The organism is Azospirillum himalayense, assembly GCF_042657465.1.
Taxonomy (GTDB): domain Bacteria; phylum Pseudomonadota; class Alphaproteobacteria; order Azospirillales; family Azospirillaceae; genus Azospirillum; species Azospirillum himalayense.
In genome coordinates this window covers 199,198-219,025 of the sequence record NZ_JBHSLC010000011.1, presented here as the reverse complement: position 1 = coordinate 219,025, position 19,828 = coordinate 199,198, and the positions used below count along the sequence as shown (strand labels likewise).

The window sequence follows — 19,828 nt, the reverse complement described above, 5'->3', positions numbered from 1 at the left end:
GCTTCTTCTCAACAGGCTCTTAGCCGCCGCTCCAGCGGTCCAGGGCGGCGAGCGCCGGCGGGACGGCGTCGTCCAGCGCGCGGCGAAGGACGTCGGGGTCGCCCTCGCCGGTGTCCAGCGCGGCTTCGAGCGACTTTGCGGCGCCCCGCAGCGCCCCGCAGCCATAGATTCCGGCCACCCCGGCGATCTTGTGGGCCATGGCCCCGGCGGTCGCCCGGTCCCCGGCGTTCCAGGCCTGCTCCAGCGCGGCGTGGTAGCCGCGCAGCGTGACGAGTGTGTTGGTCACCAGGGCGGCCACCCGCTCCGCCGGCAGATGCTCGCGCATCTGGCGGATGGCGTCCTCATCGAACACGGGAAGGCCGGATTCACGCTCCGGCGGCGGGGGTGCGTCCGCAACGGCGGAGACTGCGCCGGAGCCGCTCGACAGGCGGTCCAGCAGCGCGGCCAGCGCGGGCAGGCGCAGCGGCTTCTCCAGAACGGCGTCGGCCCCTGCCGCCCGGCAGCGCTCCACCGCGCCGGGTACGGCGGAGGCGGTCAGGGCGACGATGCGCACCCCCGCCGTGGTTGCGGCGCCATGGGGAAGGGCGCGGATGCGGCGGGTCGCCTCGACCCCGTCCATATCCGGCATCTGCATGTCCATCAGGACGAGGTCGTAGCGCTCCCGCTCCGCCGCCGCCAGGGCGGCCCGCCCATCGCCCGCCACCGTCACCGCGTGACCGGCGCGGCGCAGCAGCATGGCCCCGGCCTGCTGGCTGACCGGCTCGTCCTCCGCCAGCAGGATGCGCAGCGAGGACCTGTCGGACGGCAGGCCGGCTCGCTCCGCCCCGTCCGGAGTGGACTGGGGGGCTCGCGGGACGCGCGTCCGCGCCACGCCCAGGCCGGCCGTGAGGATCGCCAGTGCGGTGACCAGCCCGACCCCGGCGGGAGCAGCGGCGGACAGCTCCGTGCCCACTCGGTGTGTGGATGCATCCCCCCCGTCCCGCAACCCGTCGCGCAGGGCCAGCGCGCCGCTCCCGGTCCGCTGGGCGAGGTCCGTGGCGGTGCCGCGGAGCAGTGCGGCGATCCCCGCCGCCTTGACGGTCAGCGCTTCCTGCTCCCGCCGCAGGTCGAAGAGATTCTGCTCGTCCATTCCCAGTGCGACGAGCTGGCGTGCCGCATCGGCGCGGCGTGGGCTCGCGCCGTCGATCGGCAGATCGTTCAGTGCGTCGAACAGTGCCCCGGCGGCTTTGCGGAAATCATCCCGCGCGGCCGTGGCCGGGACTGGTGCCGTCGCGGCGGCGAGCAACCGGAGGGCCACCGCCTGTCGTGAATCGTCGATCCGGCGCAGGGATTCGCCGTCCAGTGGCGCGCGCGCGCTGCCGAGCGCCTCCGCCAGCGCCTCGCTGCGCGCCGCCACCTGCTCGGTGAGGTCCTGAAGGCCGCGTTGCACGGTCAGCCGGCGGTCCACCGTGGCGTTCAGCTCGTCCGCTTCCGCGCGGATGGCCTGGGTGGCGTAGCGCAGTTCGGCGCGCCAGTCCCGCGGCAGGGTTTCCAGCATGGCGCCGAGCTGCTGCGTCCGCTGGCGCAAGGCGTTGTGGGCGCTGAGCCGGCGCTGGGCGGTGCTCGCCGATTCCAGCTCGGCCGCGTTGGAAGACAGTCCGGCGGCCAACTCCGCGACGCGCATGAGGTCGAGCGCCTCATCCAGGCTGCGGGTGGCTTGGCCGCGGGCGCGGGCGTCCATCTCGGCCAGGGCGAGCCATACGGAGCCGCCGGCACCGGTGCCGGCCAGCAGAGCGGCCAGGGCGAGCGCGCCCATCCAAATGGCGCCGATCCTGGGAGATTCGATCCGCGGGCCGCCGCCGTCCCGATGGCGTGTTTGCGCCGCGGTGGCGGGCCCGGCGTCCTGTGCGTGCATGTCCGGCCGCCCGTTCCCGTTCATGGCGCAGATTACACCGGCTTGACGAGGCTTTGCCATGGAGCTTCGGTCGGATGGAGCGGTCGGGCCGGGGGCTCACACCGGCGAGGTGTCCTGGGTCCAGGACGGATCCTCGATCCGGTGCAGGCGCCCGGCCCCGGTGAGCGCCGCGCGCAGGGTCAGCGCCTTGCGCCGCGCCGGGGCCAGCCGGTGCTCCGGCGCCTCGCGCAGGATCTCCGCGCCATAGGCGTCGGCGACCATCAGGCCGCAGTCGTCGGGAATCAGTTCGGCCGGAAAGGCATCGTCGACAGCGAAATAGAAGGCGTCGCACCAGTCCCGGTATTCCGGCCATTTCTGGTCGGCTCGGAAATCGGCCACGCAGCTTTTCACCTCGACAATGACGACGGTGCCGGCGCCGTCCATCGCCAGGACGTCGGCGCGGCGTCCGCTGGCCAGCCGGAACTCTGCCATGCTGACGAAGCCGCGCGCGGCCAGCGCCCGGCGCACTCCACGGAAGATCGGGACGGCGCCGCCCGCCGGGATCGGCGGCTCGTCGTCCTGCAGCAGGATATCGACCATTTGAAACGGAACAGTTCAGGAACGAAACGGCACAATGACCCGGCTTTGCGCTTTTGCCAAGGGACTTCTCCCGGTTTCGGGATGCGCGAAAGGGTCAGGCGCGGGCGCCGGTGTGGGGCATGCCGTGGGGGGCCGCATGCGGCAGGCTGCGCCGTGGCGGGAACATCAGGATGGCCGTCGTGCCGGCGCCGGGTTCGCTGTAGAGGTCGAGCCGCCCGCCGTGCATCTCCATCAGCCGCTTGACCACGGGCAGGCCGATGCCCGTCCCGGTGGCGCCGCGGGGGACGGTCATGTCGGCGCGGCCGAAGGGCTCCAGGACACGGGTCAACTCGTCCTCGGCGATTCCGGCGCCGGTGTCGGCCACCATCAGCCCGATCCCGCCGTCCGGCATGGGGCTGGCCGACAACATCACCTGCCCGCCCGAGGGGGTGAACTTCACCGCGTTCGACAGCAGGTTGGTCAGCATCCGCTGGAGCGCCCGGGCGTCACCGTAGAGCAGAGGCAGGTCGGCGGACAGATCCTCCCCGATGTCCACGCCGCGGGCCGCCGCCTTGTCGCCCACCTGGGCCAGCGCCTGACGGGCGGCGTCGGCCACGTTGATGGCCTCCTCCAGCATATCGGTCCGGGCGGTCTCGCTCTGCGAGAGGTCCAGAATGCCGTCGATCAGCGACAGAAGATGCGTGCCGCTGGCGTGGATGTCCGCGGCATAGCTGCGGTAGCGGGGGGAACCGAGCGGGCCGAAGGTCTCCGCCAGCAGCACCTCGGAAAAGCCCAGCACCGCGTTCAGCGGGGTGCGCAGCTCATGACTCATGTGCGCCAGGAATTCCGCCTTGGCCCGGTGGGCGCGGTGCGATTCCGGCACGACGGGAACCTCGGCGCCAAGCTCCGCGAGGGACACGCAGACGGTCGGCGCCGCGCGGCCGGCGCCAGTGGAGCCGGCGCCAACAGAGGTGGGGGCGAGCGGGGTGGCGGCGATCCGCCAGCGCGCGCCGCCGGGGGCGATCACCAGGCGACGCACGGTCTGCTTTTCCATCAGGCAATCGGTGAGACAGGCGAAGAGGCCAGCCCCTTCGCCGTCCTGGAGATCGTCGGCGCGCAGCCGGCGCCCGGCCAGAGGGTGCCCGAACAGCCGCTCTGCGGAGCGGTTGGCCGTCAGCCACTCGAAATCATCGACGGCGCCGGTGTCGTCATGGACCGCGGCCAGAACGCCGATGCCGTCGGCGAGCGCCGCCATCGCCGCGCCCAGCAGGGCATCACCAACCTGCGCATCACCAACCTGTGCACGGTCGGTCGAACCGCTCCCGCCCGGCTTGCCACCGTCCAACAGCGCGGCAGAGTCCGCGCCAGCCGGCGTCGCCGCCTCCGGTTGTCGGTCGCGGAAAGGGGTTTCGATCACGGCATCCATTGGTCGCATAGTCGAAAAATTTTGAGAAACATGCAACCGACAAATTGCGACACCTTCTGTCGTTACTACGCTGTTCCTGGCAATGTCCACGGGCTTTTCTTGACTTTTATATAAAAATACGCTGAATTGTTCGCATGGCCAGCGGCCTCGGGGCGATGGCGGGTGCCGTGCCGGACGCCAAGCCGAATAGTCCTGTCGGTGGTCGGACGAACGGTGGGCTTGATCCTTGGCGCCGCATCCGTAGCCTGTTCGCAAGGGACCGCTTCCGGTCACCAGGAATCCGCGTGCACGCAGTGGGGGGCGCCGCCCGTGACGAGCGATGGAGCTTATCCGCATAGCGTGGGACGGCATGGTGCGGTCCTGGTCTTCGACGCTGACGACCGGCTGACCGCCTGGAACGAGGCGGCGGAGGCGCTGACCGGCGCCAGTCGCCTTCTGGTCCAGGGCGCCTTGCCGGAAGCCCTGGCGCCACTGTTCCGTGGCTTGCCCCCCGGCCACACCGTCACCGACTGGCCGCTCAGCGGGGGCGGGTTCGTCCGCCGCACCGCCGGAGTCGACGCGGCAGCAGGCGGGCCCGCGGCGGGCGCCGACCTATCGAGCCGCCTGTTCGCCGCGGCCAGCCACGACCTGCGACAGCCGCTGGCCGCACTGTCGTTGCTGCTGGGGGCTTTGGAGGGGCGGCTCGACGGAGCCGCGGGGGGGAACGGCAAGGGCGCTCCGGGCCGGGCCGGAGCCCTCAACGACCCGGCGGCACGCGACCTGCTGAACGCCATGGGCAACGCGGTGCAGTCGCTGCGCGGAATGGTCGACGGGCATTTCGACCTCGTTCGGCTGGAGGCTGGTCTTGTGCAGCCGGACATCGGCGCGCCCGTGGTCAACGGCATCCTGACGCGGATGGCGCTGGACGCCGCCCCCCGCTTCGACGGGCGGGGGCTGCGCTTCTCGGTTCTGCCCTGCTCGGTGCGCGTCGCCACCGACGCTTCGCTTCTGGAGCGCATTCTTCAGGGATTCGTCGCCAGCACCCTGCGTCACACGGAGAGGGGGAGGGTGGTGCTCGGCTGCCGCCGCCGGGGGCCGGATCTGCGGATCGAGCTGTGGTCCACCGGCCGCGGCCTGCTGCCGGACCAGCTGCTCGCCCTGCGGGAGGAGATCCGGCGCCCGGACGGGACGGGCGATCCGTCGACGATCGACCTCGGGTTGCGTCTTGCCTGCGGCCTGGCGCGGCGGCTGGGGCACCGGCTGGAGGTGGACTCGACCCCCGGCCGCGGCACGATGCTGACGGTGCTGGTCCCGCGGGCGGCGGACGGTGCGGACGATCCGCCGACCGCCGCGGAACCCGCCGGCTCCGCGGAGGGCATTGTCACGGCGCCCGGCGAGGACGTCAGCCGCGCCCGCGTGCTGGTCATCGAGGACGATCCGATGGTGCTGGAGGCGCTGGGCGCACTGCTCGGCCAGTGGGGGTGCGCGGTGGTCGCCGCGGACTCGGTGGACGCCGCGCTGGAGCGGCTGGGACCCGGCCCGCAGCCCCCCGACCTTGTCATCTCCGATCTCCGGTTGAAGGGGGCGATGAACGGGATCGTCGCCATCCGTCAGATCGGCAAGGCGCTCGACGCCACACTGCCCGGTCTGATCCTGACCGGCGACACCGACCCGATGCGCCTGCGCGAGGCGCGGCTGTCCGGCTACCCGTTGCTGCACAAGCCGGTGGCGCCGATGGCCCTGCGGGGGGCGGTCGCGCGGCTTCTCGGCCGCGAGCGGCTGAAGTCTTGATACGGTTTCGGGTCGCTATCAAGGGCCGAACGTCGTCCTGCGTCTTGTATTGCAGAATTGACATCGAAGTGGGCGCGCAATCCCGCTGCAAGTGACAATCAATAGTCGGCTCACCTCATGTCCTCGTCGAAGCCAACTATCCATTTGGGAGGATAAGGGCTTTTCCATTATCGACTCGCAGGGCTGATTGCTATAGTCGGATGATCCGACGATTTCGGTGATGGCCGTTGGGAACGGGTGGTATGCCGCTGCTGGACAGAAGGAGGCGGGTCTCGTTTGCGGTTCCGGTGCTGGTCGCCGCGGGCCTGACGCTGACTCTGGGCGCCTTTTTCCAGATGCGGGCCGCCAACCGGGAGGACGAACGCACGCAGCACGAGCGGCAGTTCGCCCAGTTCCATGACGCCCTGACGGAGCGGATCGGAAGCCACACGCTGCTGCTGCGCACGCTGCGCTCGGCCTTTTCGGACCCCCGCCCGGCCACCCGCGACGCCTTCGCGGCGGCGGTCCGGCCGATCATGCCGCTCTATCCCGGCTTGTGGTCGGTTGCCTGGGTGAGCCGCGTTCCGGCGGCGGCGGTTCCCGCGCTGGAGGCGGAAATGCGCGCCGTCGGCCGCCGGGACTTTGCCGTCCGGGACGTGGACGGGACGGGCGACGGGACGGGTGACGACATCCGCGGTCCGGCCTTGGCGGCATCCCATGGGGATCTGTTCGTCAACACGCTGATGGAGCCGGAGCGGGACGATGCCTTCGGGCAGGGGATCAACATCCTGTCCTTGCCCAACCGGGCGGAGGTGCTGGCACGGGCCTGCGCCTCCGGCGACCTGACGGCGACGGAGGCCCTGCCGCCGCGCCAGCAGGGGGAGACCGGTCACAGCATCGGCCTGTATCTTCCCGTTTACCGCTACCCCGTGAACGAGCTGGATGGAGCCGACCGCTGTGCGGAGATCGCCGGTTACGTCGCCTCGGTCTTCGGCATCGCCCGCCTTCTGGAGGAGGCGGGCAACCGCGTGGGCGGCCTGCACGGTGCCGTGCATCTCCTCGACGGGCCGGCGGAGGATGGCGGGCGGATCCTGGCGTCCCGCGACCTCGACACCCCGTCCGCGAGCCGGGAGGGCGTTCCCTTCCGCGACATCCGCAAGGACGGCGAAACGGTGGTCGAACGCGATCTGGTGATCGGCGGACGGCGCTGGACGCTGGTGCTGGCGATTCCGCCCGAACCGGGGTTGGCGCCGGCGGATTATCCGGCCTGGATCGTTCTGGTGATGGGGCTTCTGCTGACCGGCGCGCTGGCCGGCTACACCCGGCGCGAGGCGCAGGCCAAGCGCCTCCTGGTGACCGAGGCCCGCGCCCGCGCCGCCATGGCCCGTGCGCTGCGCGAAAGCGAGGAGCGCTTCCGCATGGCGCTGCGTCACTCGCGCGTCGCCGTCTTCAGCCTGGACCGCAACCTGCGCTACATGTGGATGTACAACCCGCAGACCGGGCGTGCGGCGGAAACCTTCATCGGGCGGACCAACGCCGGAATCCATGCGCCGGACGACGCGGCCCGGCTGGATGCGGTGAAGCGGGCCGTGCTGGACACAGGCACCGGCTCCCGGCAGGAGGTCCGCATCGGGATGGCGCCCGGCCCGGAGCAGGTGTTCGATCTGATCGTCGAACCGCTGCGGGACGAGGCCGGGGCGGTGTCGGGCGTGATCTGCGCCGCCATCGACATCTCCGACGGTGTGCGCATCCGCGAGGCTCTGGCCGAGGCCCATGCCGAGGCTGAGCGGGCCAACCGGGCCAAATCGCGCTTCCTGGCCGCCGCCAGCCACGACCTGCGCCAGCCTTTCCAGGCGATGAGCCTGTTCCACCACATCCTCTCCGCCCGCCTGTCCGACGCCAAGCAGCTGGAGGTGGCGGAAAAGCTGGGGGAGGCGATCGCCGCCGGCAACACGCTGCTGAGTACGCTGCTCGATACCTCCGCGCTGGAAGCCGGCAACGTCAAGCCGCGCCCCACCGTCTTCGCGTTCCAGGACATCGCCGACCGGCTGAACCGCGAGTTCGCGGAGCAGGCGGCCAACAAGGGCATGGTCCTGCGGATGGTGCCGACCTCCGCCTATGTGCTCAGCGATCCGGTGCTGCTGGAGCGCATGGTGCGCAACCTGCTGGTCAACGCGTTGCGTTACGCCGGCACGGGGACGATCCTGCTGGGCTGCCGGCGCCGCGATGGGCACGCTCTGGTCGAGGTGTGGGACAGCGGGCCGGGCATTCCCGCCGACCAGCTCAAGCTGATCTTCGACGACTTCTACCGCTGTGGCACCGATCAGCGGGACAGCGGGCGCGGACTGGGGCTGGGGCTCTCGATCGTCCGGCGCACCGCGCACATCCTGGGCCATCAGGTCGATGTCCGATCGCGCGTCGGCAAGGGCACGGTCTTCTCCATCGCCGTCCTGATGGTCGGCGACCGCCACCACCCGTTGCCCGAGGAGCCCTCCACGTCGGTGGCGAGCGCCTGAGCGGAACGGCCGCCGCCCGGTACGCCCCCTTTCGTCGCCCACAGCCTCGCGGCCGTCCCGATCGCCTTCGCCAGCTTTGAGTCGTGAGTGCCGACCCCAGGCGGGCTCGGCCGCCATTTCGGTGGCGAGGCGTCACGCTTCCCGGGCCTCCATCGTCTGGATTTCGTAGCGAACAGATGGCCTCAGCAGGAAGAAGCGAGAATTCCCTTCTTCAGTGCGTTGATCTTCCTGATGAAGTCTTCGGCATTCGGGGAAAGTGAATTTCTGTGGGCTGCCGCTCGCTGGGCGCGTTGAAGGTATTATTGAGGAGTGGAGAATGATCAGCCTGAAGCAAGCGCTTTATCTTAGTCTGGTGGCGGAGCTTCGTGATGTGCCTGAGCAAATGTGGCCAGGAAACAACTTTCCGCTCTATTGGCAGGGATCATTCGATCTGGCGAATCTGAATTTGCAGCATATAGTCATTCAAAATGGCGCTTGCGCTTGCTGGAGATGGGCCACGTCCGGGTTGGCCGCTGATGTGATTAACGACCCCGCCTCCGCATTCACATTCATTGCGATTGGTGCTGATCCAGACCCGAACTCCCTTTGGCGCACCAATCAAGCGTACTCGGATATGATCGATGAGAGGAGAACCGAGTATCAGATGTTCGTTGCTGCAAGCTATAATGCCGTCCAAGGCGTGACTTGGAATCAATGGTATGAACACACGCTGGACAGCGTAATGCAGGCATCAATCCTGATCGGAGGGATGCAGCTTGGCCAGGGGCCTGATGCAAACGGCGTGCGGTACTATGTTGCGATGCATCATTCCCCTCAAGCTCCCGATGGAGCAAGAAACCCCCCAAATTATAATCACTGGTGGGTCCGCATTAACCTGGGTGTGGGAAAGGATTGGTACCTGGAGACTTGGCCCGGTTCCACATTCATCAATTTCAAATACAACAGCCCTTACGCTGTCGCAAATGTTCGGGAAATTGAGGTGACGGGATTGGCGGCAGCCCATATGGCTGTCTTGAACGGGTTGTTGCCATAAATCCCTGCGTATAATTCATGTCATGAGGGGGGCGAGGATTTCGGGTGCCTTGGGTAAACCCCTGGAATGGGTTTCGGTGGCGGCACTCGTATGATGCATGGCCTTCAAAGGGAGGCTGGCTTCGGATCAGGAGGGCAGGGCGAGCGATGTCCGGATCGCCGCTTTTGTCCGTTTCTCACCCTGAGTCCCCGGCCTGGGCCTTTACGGTCCCCGCCATGCGTGCGGCGGGCGTGTGCGCTGCGGAATCGGCAGGGGCGCCGTGGCGTTGTTCAACTTCTCACACGAACTCCAACGAACCATCAATCTTGCGCCCCCGCGCGCAAGGTCTTGCCATGCTGCGCCTGCTCAGTGATACAATGCTGCGCGAGCGGTTTTGGTTGCTGGAAAGTAAACGGACTCCGTCTTCCGACCGCTTGACATAGGTCATGGGGTGAGACCTTGGGTCGTCGTAAGACCGTGACGGAACGACACTTCCGCCGGTCGAGGAAGACGGGCGGCGCGGGGTGCGGTGGGGCGGCGGGACCGGCGCGGTGACGGGGGTGCGACATTGTTGCACCGCAACGGAACCGCGAAATGCGCCACCCTGTCACATCTCTTTCACGGTGCCACGCTATTCAGGGCACCTCGAACCGGCCCCTGGCGGGCGGCCCTTCCCGGGTCGGCCGTTCCAGGGGTCCAACAAAAAGGCCGCGGACGACAGGGCGATCCGCAGGCCGGGAGGATTCGGCCCGGGGATCATGCGATTCCGAGCCGCTATCCGATTGAGGAGCTTCTCCAATGGACCGTGTTATTGCGCCCGCTACCCCCGACTTCGGCAAGAACGGCTCAGCCATGATCGAGAACGTCACCTTCGAGGAAATCCAGATCGGCCAGCAGGCGAGCCTGTCGCGGCGTCTGACCATGTCCGACATCGAGCTGTTCGCCACGGTGTCCGGCGACATCAACCCCGCGCACCTCGACGAGGAGTATGCGGCGGACAGCCAGTTCCACAAGGTGATCGGCCACGGCATGTGGTCGGGCTCGCTGATCTCCGCCGTTCTCGGCACGCTGCTGCCGGGGCCGGGGACGATCTATATGGGCCAGGACCTGCGCTTCAAGCGCCCGGTGGGCCTGGGCGACGTCATCACCGTGACGGTCACCGCCAAGGAGAAGCACGCCGAGAAGAACATCGTCGTCTTCGACTGCGTCGCCCGCAACCAGGACGGCAAGGAGGTCGTCTCCGGCCTCGCCGAGGTGATCGCGCCGACCCGCAAGGTCCGCCGCGCCGCGCACGAGCTGCCGCAGGTCCAGGTCATCCGCCACGACGGCCATGACGAGCTTCTCGGTAAGACGGAAACGCTGCCCCCGGTGCCGACCGCCGTCGTCCATCCCTGCGACGAAAGCTCGCTGAAGGGCGCGGTCGAGGCCGCCGAGGCCAACCTGATCGACCCGGTGCTGATCGGCCCGGCCTCCAAGATCAAGTCGGTCGCCGAGGCCCATGGGCTGGACATCAGCCGCTACCGCATCGTCGACGTGGCGCATTCCCACGCCTCGGCCGAGACCGGCGTCCGGCTGGCCCGCTCCGGCGAGTGCGAGGCGGTGATGAAGGGCAGCCTGCACACCGACGAGCTGATGGCCGAGGTCGTCCGCAAGGAGACCGGCCTGCGCACCGGCCGGCGGCTCAGCCACGTCTTCGTGATGAACGTGCCGACCTACCCGCGCACGCTTCTCATCACCGACGCGGCGATCAACATCTATCCGACCTTGGAAGACAAGGTGGACATCGTCCAGAACGCCATCGACCTCGCCAAGGTGCTGGGCGTCGAGACGCCGCGCGTCGCCATCCTGTCGGCGGTCGAGACGGTGAACCCGAAGATCGCCTCGACGCTGGAAGCGGCGGCGCTGTGCAAGATGGCCGACCGCGGCCAGATCAAGGGCGGCATCCTCGACGGACCGCTGGCCTTCGACAACGCCATCAGCCTGGAAGCCGCCCGCACCAAGGGCATCGTGTCCGAGGTCGCCGGCCAGGCCGACATCCTGCTGGTTCCGGACCTGGAGGCCGGCAACATGCTGGCCAAGCAGCTCTCCTTCCTGGCGAACTCCGATGCCGCCGGCATCGTGCTCGGCGCCCGCGTGCCGATCATCCTGACCAGCCGCGCCGACAACGTGCGCACCCGTCTGGCGTCCTGCGCCGTGGCCGTCCTGGCCGCCGCCGCCCGCCGCCGCGGCGCCGCCGCCGCGGCCGAGTGAGAGGGGCGACCGTCATGACCACTCAGAACGCGGGTGGCGGCAACGCCATCCTGGTCATCAACGCCGGCTCCTCCAGCCTGAAATTCTCGGTCTTCCGGGAAAGCGGGGCGGGGGGGCTGCGGGTGACGATCAACGGTCAGATCTCCGGCATCGGCACCGAACCGAAGTTCGAGGCCAAGGACGCCGCCAAGCGCCCGCTGGCCGAGCGGGTCTGGGCGGCGGGCGAGCCGTCCGACCGCACCGCCCTGCTGGCCTTCCTGCTGGAATGGATCGAAGGGCGGCTGGACGGGGCGAAGCTGCTGGCCGCCGGCCACCGCGTCGTGCATGGCGGCACCCGCCACGCCGCCCCGGTGCTGCTGACCCCGGCGGTGATGGAGGAGCTGGAAAGCTTCGTCCCCCTGGCCCCGCTGCACCAGCCGCACAACCTCGCCGCCATCCGCGCGCTGGCCGAGGCCCATCCGGAGCTGCCGCAGGTCGCCTGTTTCGACACCGCCTTCCACCGCGGCCAGCCCTGGCAGGCGCAGATGTTCGCCATCCCGCGCGAACTGACCGACGAGGGCGTGCGCCGCTACGGCTTCCACGGCCTGTCCTACGAGTACATCGCCCGCCGCCTGCCGGAGCTGGCGCCCGAACTGGCCGACGGCCGCGTGGTGGTCGCCCATCTCGGCAGCGGCGCCAGCATGTGCGCCATCCACGCCGGGCGCAGCGTGGACAGCACCATGGGCTTCACGGCGCTGGACGGGTTGCCCATGGGCACCCGCTGCGGCAACATCGATCCCGGCGTGCTGATCTATCTGATGCGCCAGAAGGGCATGGGCGCCGACGCCATCGAGAAGCTGCTCTACAACAAGTCGGGCCTGCTCGGCGTGTCCGGCCTGTCCAACGACATGCGCGCCCTGCTGGACAACGAGGACCCGCATGCCGAGGAGGCGGTGGAGCTGTTCTGCTTCCGCATCGCCAAGGAGACGGGCGCGCTCGCCGCGTCGATGGGCGGGATCGATGCGCTGGTCTTCACCGCCGGCATCGGCGAGCGCTCGGCCCCGGTGCGGGCGCGGGTGGGCGACAAGCTGGCCTGGCTCGGCGTGGTCCTCGACCCGGCGGCGAACGAGGCCAACGGCCCGCTGATCTCCGCCCCGACCAGCCGCATCCCCGTCTACGTCATCCCGACCGACGAGGAGCAGATGATCGCCCTGCACAGCCGCAAGGCGCTGGAGACCGTCTGACCTGCGGTCCGTCTGGTGACGTCGCCAATGAAGAAGGCCCGCTGTCGTGACGGCGGGCCTTCGTTTTTCCGGAGGGGCGCCTGCTTTTTACAGGCCTTTCCAGAGTTTGAGATACTCGATCAACTTGCGCGTGTGAGCCGGCGGCGGCTGGTGGAAGCGGGCGACCAGACCGGCCTGCTCGTCCATCTTCACGACGACGCCCCGGCAGGCGAAATCCGAATGTTCCTCGCCAAGCCGGAAGAGGATGCGGAAGTCGAACTGCTGTTTGGCGATCAAGTCCCCGTCATAGGGGCGGATGCGGAAAGACCCGAGGACGAACTCCTCCGGCACATATTCGTGGCTGTCGATCCGGATGGTCGGGGGATCGGCGGGGCGTTCCTTGGCGTTGGACGCGGAAGCCGCGGTGGATTTGCCTCGTCCGCTCAATTTCGACAACCACGACATGGCGGCCCAGGCCCCTTCCAGACAACATCGTGACAGAACTGCAATTGTCCGGAGTTTCGGACCTATTTCCTTTAATAATGGTTAAGCTTGATCCGCCAGCGAAAATGGTCTGATTTTCCATGCCAGAACCACCACCGTCGGGCAATGGTGAGTGGTTTTGTCGCATGTTGCGCGGTCATGGCAACCATGACGTTGTTTTGCGGTGGCTTCGCTCGTCAAGTGGTGAGAAAGTGATTACCTTTTTCAACACTTGATAAATAGGTCTGTGGACAGATTTCGCCCGTTTCGGCATTTCGCAGGTGCGGCATTCTTTTCGCATCCGCAAATGAACAGCGAAAGGAGGCGCGAGCCGACGACTGGGCGCGGGCGCGGCGGTCAGACCAATGAAAACAGCCGCCGTGGTCTTCCAAAACATCCGCACTTGGAGGAGGAAAGCCATGATGCATCGCAACATCGGAGATCTTTTGAACCGCCGCCGCGTGGTCAGCCTTCCGGCGGGGGCGTCGGTGCGGGATGCCGCGCGGCAGATGAAGGCCGCCCATGTGGCGTCCGTCGTGGTCACCGCCTCCATCGACGAACAGATCGAAGGCATCTTCACCGAGCGCGACCTGACCGACCGCGTGGTGGCCGACGGGCTGGACCCGGATCAGACCCGGCTGTCGGAGGTGATGACCCCGTGCCCGGTCACCGCGGCCCACGACATCACGGTGGGCGAGGCCTTGCGCCGGATGGCCGACCACGGCCTGCGCCACCTGCCGGTCGTCCGCGACGGACACGTCATCGGCGTCGTATCCATGCGCGACTTCATGGGCGAGGAGCTGATGCTGATCGAGCACGAGCGGGAGATGATGGACAGTCTGACCGAAGTCATGATGTGAACGCGCGCAACGCCTCCCGCGTCCTTCCGGGCGGCGCGGGAGGCGTTGCGCGGTCCTGTTACCCCAGCTTCTTGAGAGCGGTCTCAACCTTGTCGATCTTGGTCTCGGCCTTGGTCAGGGCGGCGTGCGATTCCTTCAACCCGTCCAGAGACACCTTCGCCTCGGCGAGCAGCGGGCCGAAGTCGGGGTCCTTGTCGGAAACCATGGCCGGGAAGGACTTGCGGGTGCCGGTGATCTCGTTGGCGGCGGCCAGGATCTCCTTCTTCGCCTGGGCGGCCTGCTGGCGCACCTGGGTGATGTAGAAGGTCGCCGTCTTGATCGAGGCCGCCCGCTTGTCGTCCTCCGCCTCTTCGGCGACCATCTGCTCCTGCTGCGCGCGGTCGGCCTGCCCGCCGACGTCGCGGGCGATGTTGTCGTAGAAGGAGTCGGCGTCCTGCGCCCGCTTGGCCAGCTTGCGGCAGCTCGCCAGATAGGTGGCGCGCAGGTCCAGGGCGCCCTTCAGCGCCTGGGCGGCCTCCTTGACGATCCCGGCCGCCTCGCTGGCGGCCTCGGCGGTGTCGTCCTTCAGCTGGTCCAGCTTCATGACGATGGCGTCGGCCCGGTCGAAGGCCCCCTGGGCCGGGTCGCGTCCCCCATATTGCTTGGGGTCGAGCTTCATCTTGGCGACGGCGGCCTTGGCCTGCGAGAACAGCTTGGCGGCCTGGGCGGCGGTCGCGGCGACCTTCTTGGCCTGGGCGTCCACCGTCTTGGCGGCGGCCTGGACCGCGGCGGCCTGAGCCTTCGCCTCCTTGGCGTTGCCCGCCCCCTGCGCCTCCAGAACGTTGCGCAGCGCGAGGTCGGCGTTGGCGGCGGCTTGGTCGAGCAGCTTGATGTCGGCGTTGGTGGTCTTCAGCAGCCCGTCGATCTGCACCGCGACCTTGTCGGCGATGGCGCGGGCGGCCTTGCCCTGCTCCTCGGCCTCCCTGGCCTTCTCCGCCTCGGCGTCCTCGCGCATCTCGGCGATGCGCTCGTTGACGGCGACGCCGGCGCGGCGCCCGATGTCGTCCAGCGACTGCCCGAGCTTCTTCAGCTCCGCCGCGATGGTCGCGACACCCTCGGCCTTGGCCGACTTCTCCAGCGTCGTCTGATAGGCGGTGGCGCTCTTCACATAGTCGAGCAGCGCCTTCTCCAGCGCCTTGGCATCGCTCTTGCCAAGGGCGGTGTCGAGTGCCTTGGTCACGTCCTCCAGCCCGGACTTGTGGAAGACGCCCATGAACTTGGCGCTCGGCTTCTTCTTGCCGGTGGCGGTTTCAAAAGCCGTCTTGGCGGATTTCCAGTCGCTCGCGAATCCCATGGCGTTCCTCCCCGGATTGGACCGCGGCACGATGGAACGGACGGGTCGGACCGACAATCCGGGATGGGTCCATTGCGGATGGGTTCAGGGAACGCTTCACGGGGGTGATTCACAGGGCGCGGGCCGGGGCGTAGACTGGAGCGGCCCGTTCCCGGAACCTCATGGCGTGAGCAAGGCGATGCCCCTGCCGTCCATCCACGATTTCACCGCCGAAGCCGCCGATCCCACCCATTACGCGGCGCTGGACGGTGACTGGTCGCTGGCCGTCGCCGACGTGGTGGCGAGCACCCGTCTGGCCGCGGAGGGGCGGCATCGCGATGTGAATTTCGTCGCCGCCGCGGTGGTTGCCGTCCTGTCCGAGGCGGTGCGGGAGCCGGAGCAGCCCGCCGCCTGCCAGTTCGGCGGGGACGGCGCCATCGCCGCCGTCCCGCCGGGCCGCCGGGTGGCGGCGGAGCGGGCGCTGGCGGCGCTCGCCCATTGGGCCGGGACGGAGATGGACGTGCCGCTGCGGGTCGGCCTCGTGCCCGTGCGGGCGCTTCTCGACGAGGGGCTGGAGGTGCTGGTCGCCCTGCAGGATTTCGGCAACGGCGACGCCTTTGGCCTGTTCCTGGGGCGCGGGGTCACTGCTGCGGACGCCTGGGTGAAGGCCGATCCGCGCTGGCGGCTGGAGCCGCGGCCCGGCCCGCTGACCGGGCTGGAGGGCGTGTCCTGCCGCTGGAACCCGGTCAACAGCGGACGCGGCGTGATCCTGTGCGTGATCGTCGACCCGTTGCCCGGTGGCGGTCCGGGGTTGTCGGTGCTGGCCCGGGTCCAGGCCGACATCGAGCGGATCGTGCCGACCGCCACGGCGGCGCCGCTCGGCATGGGCGAACGGCTGGCGGTGCGCTGGCCGCCTTCCTGGCGGTCGCTGTGGCTGGAGGCGCGCACGCGCCCGCGCGGGCGGCGGCTGGCCTGCGCCCTGTCGCTTCTCGGGAAATCCGCGCTGCTCGCCGCGATTCTGGGCGGCGGGTGGCGGGTGGCCGGCTTCGATCCGGACCGCTACCGCCGTGGCATGGCCGAACGGTCGGACTTCCGCAAATCGGCCGGCGGGCCGCGCCTCGTCCTCGACGTGACGGAGACGGAGGCTGCCGCCATCGAGGCCATGCTGGCCGCCCACGCGGCGGCCGGGCGCATCCGCTACGGCACGGCGCGGGCGGCGGCCTCCACGGTGACCTGTCTGGTCGGCGACCTCGCCGCCGACCGGCACGTCCATTTCGTGGATGGGGCGGACCTCGGCTTCTGGCGGGCCTCGGTCATGCTGAAGGGCATGGCGGAGCGGGAACGCTCCGCTCAGTAGGCCCCGCGGCCGAGCAAACGGCGGCGGGATTCCGCCTCGTCCACCGTCACGATCTCGGTGCCGACCGGCCACAGGGCCAGCAGGGCGAGCTTCAGATGCGCCCAGGCGAAGGGCAGGCCGATGATGGTGATGGCAAGGCCGACCGCAGCCACCAGATGGCCGAGCGCCAGCCACCAGCCGGCCAGCACGAACCACAGGATGTTGCCCAGCGTGCCGAGCAGGCCGGTGCCGATGTCCTCGCGGCCACGGAACTCATCCCGGCGGACAGCGGTTTGTCCAAAGGGCAACAGGGTGTACCAGGCGATCGTGAAGGCCGACCGCGCCCACGGAATGCCGACGATGGTGATGACCATCAGAATGGCCGCGAGGAGCCATCCCGCGGCCATCCAGATGCCGCCGGTCACCACCCACAGGATGTTGAGAAGAAGGCTGAGGAAGGGCATCGGGTGTTTCTCCTTTTGCCCGCACATGTGGGGATGGAGGGTGGCTTCGCCCAGAGGAGGGATCGGCGAAAGTGGCGCATCGAAAGATTCACCCCTTCCCGACTTCCGGCGGCTTGAATGCCCTCCGGAAAGGCCACAGATCGAAAGAGGGACCTTTGAGCAAAAAGCGGTTCCGCAGGGAACCGGGGTCCGCGCCGCACGCCATCCAGGGTATCACCGGATCGGAGGCCGCATGAACGAGGTCCAGAACCACGAAGAACCCACCGACGCCGCCGTCATGGGCGACGACGCCGAGAGCATGGCACCGGTGGTCACCGCCATCCTTGGCACCGCCATCGCCGCAGCGGCCAAGCGCGCCGGCACCGCCGACGTCGCCCATGGGGTGATCGCGGGGTTGCGCCTGCTGCGCTCCGCCGCGGAGTCGGAGGCCGGCTACACCATGGGGGCGGCGATCGACACCGCCATCCGCACCCGCCTGCTGGTGGAGAACCTGTCGGCCCTGCGCACCACCGGGTCCGCCCCGGTGCCGGTGCCGCTGCCCGAACCGGGGCCGGGGGTGGCCATCGCGTCGGCCATCTTCGTCAGCGCCGCGGAGTCCTGCCTGACCGTCAACGCCCATGCCGAGGACAACGGGCCGCTGGAGATGGCCGTCTTCGCCTTCTCCACACAGTTGATCCAGCAGCTCGGCGGCTCGCCGGACTGGCGGGATCTGATGCGCGAGCTGCACCGCCCGTCCGAGCCGCGCGACGACCGTCCGGTCGAGGCGCTTCCCGACGGCAACACCATTCACTGATGGTGCCGGCTCACTGACCTTTTCGGCCCTTGATGGTCCCAATTCTTGTGCGGATTTCGCCGGTAATGGCGGGACTGCACAACAATTGGGGTAAAAACCTGCGATTTTCGGGATTTGCTGCCACCGTTCGCGCCATTTCGGGCCTTTTTATGGTACGGGACAAGGCTGCAAACCCTCCATTAGGCTCCCTGTCAATCGGCGGAGACGATCTCCGCACCATGTTCGGGAATCGGGGAGCGGAGCCTTGACCATACACAGCAGCGCCGGGCGGCCCGCCGGAGCCGCGTTCGGCATCGTGCCGTCATCGCCCGGCGAGGCGCCGACGTCACGCTGCGGCGCATCGCGGGAGGTGGGGCCGGGCTGCTTCGTCGCCGGCGATCCCGCCGGGCGGCGGATCATCCTGGTCCATGCGGCATCGAGTGAATCCCGGGCCTGGACCCGCCTGCTGCGCGCCGTCCCGGCCGGGCAGGAATGGGTGGCCGTGCCACGGCCCGATCCGGCGCCGATCAGCGGCGCCTCCCGCCTGCGCGGCACCGATCCCGGCGTGCCGGCGGCGGCGCTGCGTCCGCTTCTGGCGCTCCGACGCTCGCGCAAGCCGCTGCTGATCGGCTGCGGCAGCGGCGTGCCGGTGGCGCTGCGGGCCGTGCTTGATTTTCCGGAGCTGGTCGGCGGCCTTCTGCTGATCGACCCGATGACCGAGGAGGCGGCCCGGCCGGGCGTGTTCCGCCGCATCGCCGCGCGCATCCTGCCGCCGGTCGTCCGCGACAGCGCAGCGGAGCTTCAGGCCATGGCGCCCGTGCTCGACGCGGTCCGTGTGCCGGTCACGCTGGTGCAAGGGAAGGATGTGCCGGACGGCTTTGCGGGCGCGTCCTTTCTGGAGCAGCGCCTGACCGGCTGCCGCACCTTGACGGTGGTGACCGTTCCCGGCCAGCAGGTTCTGCCCGCCAAGCACGAATCGGCCATCCGCGGCGCACTCGCCGCGTTGGTCGCTTCGGTGGAGAGGGGAGGGGCCTGAGAGGGCGAGGCCTCGAAGGGGCGACCGGTCAGAGACCGTTCGCGGTGATCGCCGCTTGGGTCCGGTTGCGCACGCCGAGTTGGCGCAGGATCGCCGTTACATGCACCTTCACCGTGCCTTCGGTCAGGCCCAGCTCGTGCGCGATCTGCTTGTTTGACTTGCCGTCGCGCAGGCGGTTCAGCACGTCGCGCTGGCGCGGGGTCAACTGGTCGCCCGCCCCATCGGCCAGGGAGCCCAGCGGATCGGCGTCCCCCCCGCCATTGCCGGCGTGCGGCGCGCTGTCGGCCATCCGGTCGCCGCGGATCGCCTGTTCCGGCAGATAGGCGCCGCCGGCCAGCACGAGCTGCAGGGCACCCATCAGCACCTTCGCGCTGCTCGACTTCGGGATGAAGCCGGCGGCGCCGTTCTCCAGCGCGGCCAGCAGGTCCGACCGCTTCTCCGATCCCGACACCACGACCAGCAGCGCCTTGGGAAGCCGCTGGTGGATCTCGCCGAGCAGCGAGAAGCCGTTCCATCCCGGCATGCCGAGATCCAGGAGGATCAGGTCGAAGGCGATGGCGCCGTCGCACAGGCGGCGGACGTCGTCGAACGTCCCGGCCTCGTGAAACACCATGCTGTCGTCCGATTGGGCGAGCAGACGCCGCAGCCCGTCCCGGAACAGCAGGTGGTCGTCGGCAAGCAGAACGTTCAGGGTCGGCTTTTCCGCGCTGGATTCCATGATGCTCATCGTGTCGGGGCTGCGATCCAAACAAATTCGGAGCGTATTGCCGAAATAGCCATCATCATTTCGAGGCGGAAGAGGGCCTTTGGTCCTATGGCGCACCACTTATGGCGTGCCGCCACACCCAAAACGGGTGCTCCGGACGCCACAACGCCGGCCGCGGGATGGCGCGGCCGGCGTTGTGGGTGCCGGGAAGGCAGAACCGCAAGAAGCAGGACGATGGATCAGACCACGGGA

The 19,828-nt window shown here is 68.9% G+C and carries 16 protein-coding genes; 9 read left to right on the top strand and 7 right to left on the bottom strand.

Annotated elements, in window-relative coordinates:
• Positions 1-19: 19 nt before the first annotated feature.
• From ACFPMG_RS09845 to ACFPMG_RS09835, 3 genes are all read right to left on the bottom strand, one after another.
• Positions 20-1,795, bottom strand: coding sequence for a response regulator (locus ACFPMG_RS09845; protein WP_376994962.1), 1,776 nt, complete (start codon positions 1,793-1,795; stop codon positions 20-22).
• 195 nt (positions 1,796-1,990) lie between these two features.
• Positions 1,991-2,473: an MmcB family DNA repair protein gene (locus ACFPMG_RS09840; protein WP_376994961.1), complete on the bottom strand. Its 483-nt coding sequence runs from the start codon at positions 2,471-2,473 to the stop codon at positions 1,991-1,993.
• A gap of 94 nt (positions 2,474-2,567) precedes the next feature.
• Positions 2,568-3,869 (bottom strand): sensor histidine kinase, encoded by a 1,302-nt coding sequence (locus ACFPMG_RS09835; RefSeq protein ID WP_376994960.1) that lies wholly within the window; start codon positions 3,867-3,869, stop codon positions 2,568-2,570.
• 348 nt (positions 3,870-4,217) lie between these two features.
• On the opposite strand from ACFPMG_RS09835, the gene ACFPMG_RS09830 reads away from it, so the two are divergent.
• From ACFPMG_RS09830 to ACFPMG_RS09810, 5 genes are all read left to right on the top strand, one after another.
• Positions 4,218-5,648: an ATP-binding response regulator gene (locus ACFPMG_RS09830; RefSeq protein WP_376994959.1), complete on the top strand. Its 1,431-nt coding sequence runs from the start codon at positions 4,218-4,220 to the stop codon at positions 5,646-5,648.
• A gap of 242 nt (positions 5,649-5,890) precedes the next feature.
• Positions 5,891-8,143 carry a CHASE domain-containing sensor histidine kinase gene (locus ACFPMG_RS09825; protein WP_376994958.1) on the top strand — a complete coding sequence of 751 codons (2,253 nt, stop codon included), beginning with the start codon at positions 5,891-5,893 and terminating at the stop codon, positions 8,141-8,143.
• A gap of 316 nt (positions 8,144-8,459) precedes the next feature.
• On the top strand, positions 8,460-9,176 hold the full coding sequence (locus tag ACFPMG_RS09820) for a hypothetical protein (RefSeq protein WP_376994957.1): 717 nt from the start codon (positions 8,460-8,462) through the stop codon (positions 9,174-9,176).
• Between the two features lie 831 nt (positions 9,177-10,007).
• Positions 10,008-11,405: a bifunctional enoyl-CoA hydratase/phosphate acetyltransferase gene (locus ACFPMG_RS09815; RefSeq protein ID WP_081863017.1), complete on the top strand. Its 1,398-nt coding sequence runs from the start codon at positions 10,008-10,010 to the stop codon at positions 11,403-11,405.
• Positions 11,406-11,419: 14 nt separating this feature from the next.
• Positions 11,420-12,628 carry an acetate/propionate family kinase gene (locus ACFPMG_RS09810; protein WP_376994956.1) on the top strand — a complete coding sequence of 403 codons (1,209 nt, stop codon included), beginning with the start codon at positions 11,420-11,422 and terminating at the stop codon, positions 12,626-12,628.
• An 87-nt stretch (positions 12,629-12,715) separates the two neighbouring features.
• Here ACFPMG_RS09810 and ACFPMG_RS09805 read toward each other — a convergent pair whose 3' ends face one another.
• Positions 12,716-13,072, bottom strand: coding sequence for a hypothetical protein (locus ACFPMG_RS09805; RefSeq protein WP_376994955.1), 357 nt, complete (start codon positions 13,070-13,072; stop codon positions 12,716-12,718).
• 437 nt (positions 13,073-13,509) lie between these two features.
• Here ACFPMG_RS09805 and ACFPMG_RS09800 point away from each other — a divergent pair, with 437 nt between their 5' ends.
• The gene (locus ACFPMG_RS09800; RefSeq protein ID WP_376994954.1) at positions 13,510-13,950 is read left to right on the top strand and encodes a CBS domain-containing protein; all 441 of its coding nucleotides are present in this window, start codon (positions 13,510-13,512) and stop codon (positions 13,948-13,950) included.
• A gap of 58 nt (positions 13,951-14,008) precedes the next feature.
• Here the strand turns inward: ACFPMG_RS09800 and ACFPMG_RS09795 are convergent, their stop codons facing one another.
• Positions 14,009-15,283 carry a hypothetical protein gene (locus ACFPMG_RS09795; protein WP_376994953.1) on the bottom strand — a complete coding sequence of 425 codons (1,275 nt, stop codon included), beginning with the start codon at positions 15,281-15,283 and terminating at the stop codon, positions 14,009-14,011.
• A 166-nt stretch (positions 15,284-15,449) separates the two neighbouring features.
• Here ACFPMG_RS09795 and ACFPMG_RS09790 point away from each other — a divergent pair, with 166 nt between their 5' ends.
• Complete coding sequence (locus ACFPMG_RS09790) at positions 15,450-16,619, top strand: DUF3095 family protein (protein WP_376994952.1); 1,170 nt, start codon at positions 15,450-15,452, stop codon at positions 16,617-16,619.
• On the opposite strand, the gene ACFPMG_RS09785 is transcribed toward ACFPMG_RS09790, so the two are convergent.
• Positions 16,613-17,062, bottom strand: a complete 450-nt coding sequence (locus tag ACFPMG_RS09785) for a YccF domain-containing protein (protein WP_353857817.1) — start codon at positions 17,060-17,062, stop codon at positions 16,613-16,615. The two genes, ACFPMG_RS09790 and ACFPMG_RS09785, sit on opposite strands and share 7 nt — an antisense overlap.
• Before the next feature lie 232 nt (positions 17,063-17,294).
• On the opposite strand from ACFPMG_RS09785, the gene ACFPMG_RS09780 reads away from it, so the two are divergent.
• The gene (locus ACFPMG_RS09780; RefSeq protein ID WP_183177929.1) at positions 17,295-17,855 is read left to right on the top strand and encodes a hypothetical protein; all 561 of its coding nucleotides are present in this window, start codon (positions 17,295-17,297) and stop codon (positions 17,853-17,855) included.
• A gap of 244 nt (positions 17,856-18,099) precedes the next feature.
• The gene (locus tag ACFPMG_RS09775) at positions 18,100-18,870 is read left to right on the top strand and encodes an alpha/beta fold hydrolase (protein ID WP_376994951.1); all 771 of its coding nucleotides are present in this window, start codon (positions 18,100-18,102) and stop codon (positions 18,868-18,870) included.
• A gap of 28 nt (positions 18,871-18,898) precedes the next feature.
• On the opposite strand, the gene ACFPMG_RS09770 is transcribed toward ACFPMG_RS09775, so the two are convergent.
• Entirely contained in the window at positions 18,899-19,588 is a 690-nt protein-coding gene (locus ACFPMG_RS09770) for a LuxR C-terminal-related transcriptional regulator (RefSeq protein ID WP_376994950.1), read from the bottom strand.
• Positions 19,589-19,828 lie beyond the last annotated feature (240 nt).

Excerpts from the sequence above, each read along its gene's own strand:
- ACFPMG_RS09845 (WP_376994962.1), bottom strand. The coding sequence starts at position 1,795 with ATGGGCGCGCTCGCCCTGGCCGCTCTGCTGGCCGGCACCGGTGCCGGC.
- ACFPMG_RS09785 (WP_353857817.1), bottom strand. The coding sequence starts at position 17,062 with ATGCCCTTCCTCAGCCTTCTTCTCAACATCCTGTGGGTGGTGACCGGC.
- ACFPMG_RS09805 (WP_376994955.1), bottom strand. The coding sequence starts at position 13,072 with ATGTCGTGGTTGTCGAAATTGAGCGGACGAGGCAAATCCACCGCGGCT.
- ACFPMG_RS09820 (WP_376994957.1), top strand. The coding sequence starts at position 8,460 with ATGATCAGCCTGAAGCAAGCGCTTTATCTTAGTCTGGTGGCGGAGCTT.
- ACFPMG_RS09800 (WP_376994954.1), top strand. The coding sequence starts at position 13,510 with ATGATGCATCGCAACATCGGAGATCTTTTGAACCGCCGCCGCGTGGTC.
- ACFPMG_RS09795 (WP_376994953.1), bottom strand. The coding sequence starts at position 15,283 with ATGGGATTCGCGAGCGACTGGAAATCCGCCAAGACGGCTTTTGAAACC.
- ACFPMG_RS09780 (WP_183177929.1), top strand. The coding sequence starts at position 17,295 with ATGAACGAGGTCCAGAACCACGAAGAACCCACCGACGCCGCCGTCATG.
- ACFPMG_RS09840 (WP_376994961.1), bottom strand. The coding sequence starts at position 2,473 with ATGGTCGATATCCTGCTGCAGGACGACGAGCCGCCGATCCCGGCGGGC.
- ACFPMG_RS09770 (WP_376994950.1), bottom strand. The coding sequence starts at position 19,588 with ATGGAATCCAGCGCGGAAAAGCCGACCCTGAACGTTCTGCTTGCCGAC.
- ACFPMG_RS09825 (WP_376994958.1), top strand. The coding sequence starts at position 5,891 with ATGCCGCTGCTGGACAGAAGGAGGCGGGTCTCGTTTGCGGTTCCGGTG.
- ACFPMG_RS09815 (WP_081863017.1), top strand. The coding sequence starts at position 10,008 with ATGATCGAGAACGTCACCTTCGAGGAAATCCAGATCGGCCAGCAGGCG.
- ACFPMG_RS09810 (WP_376994956.1), top strand. The coding sequence starts at position 11,420 with ATGACCACTCAGAACGCGGGTGGCGGCAACGCCATCCTGGTCATCAAC.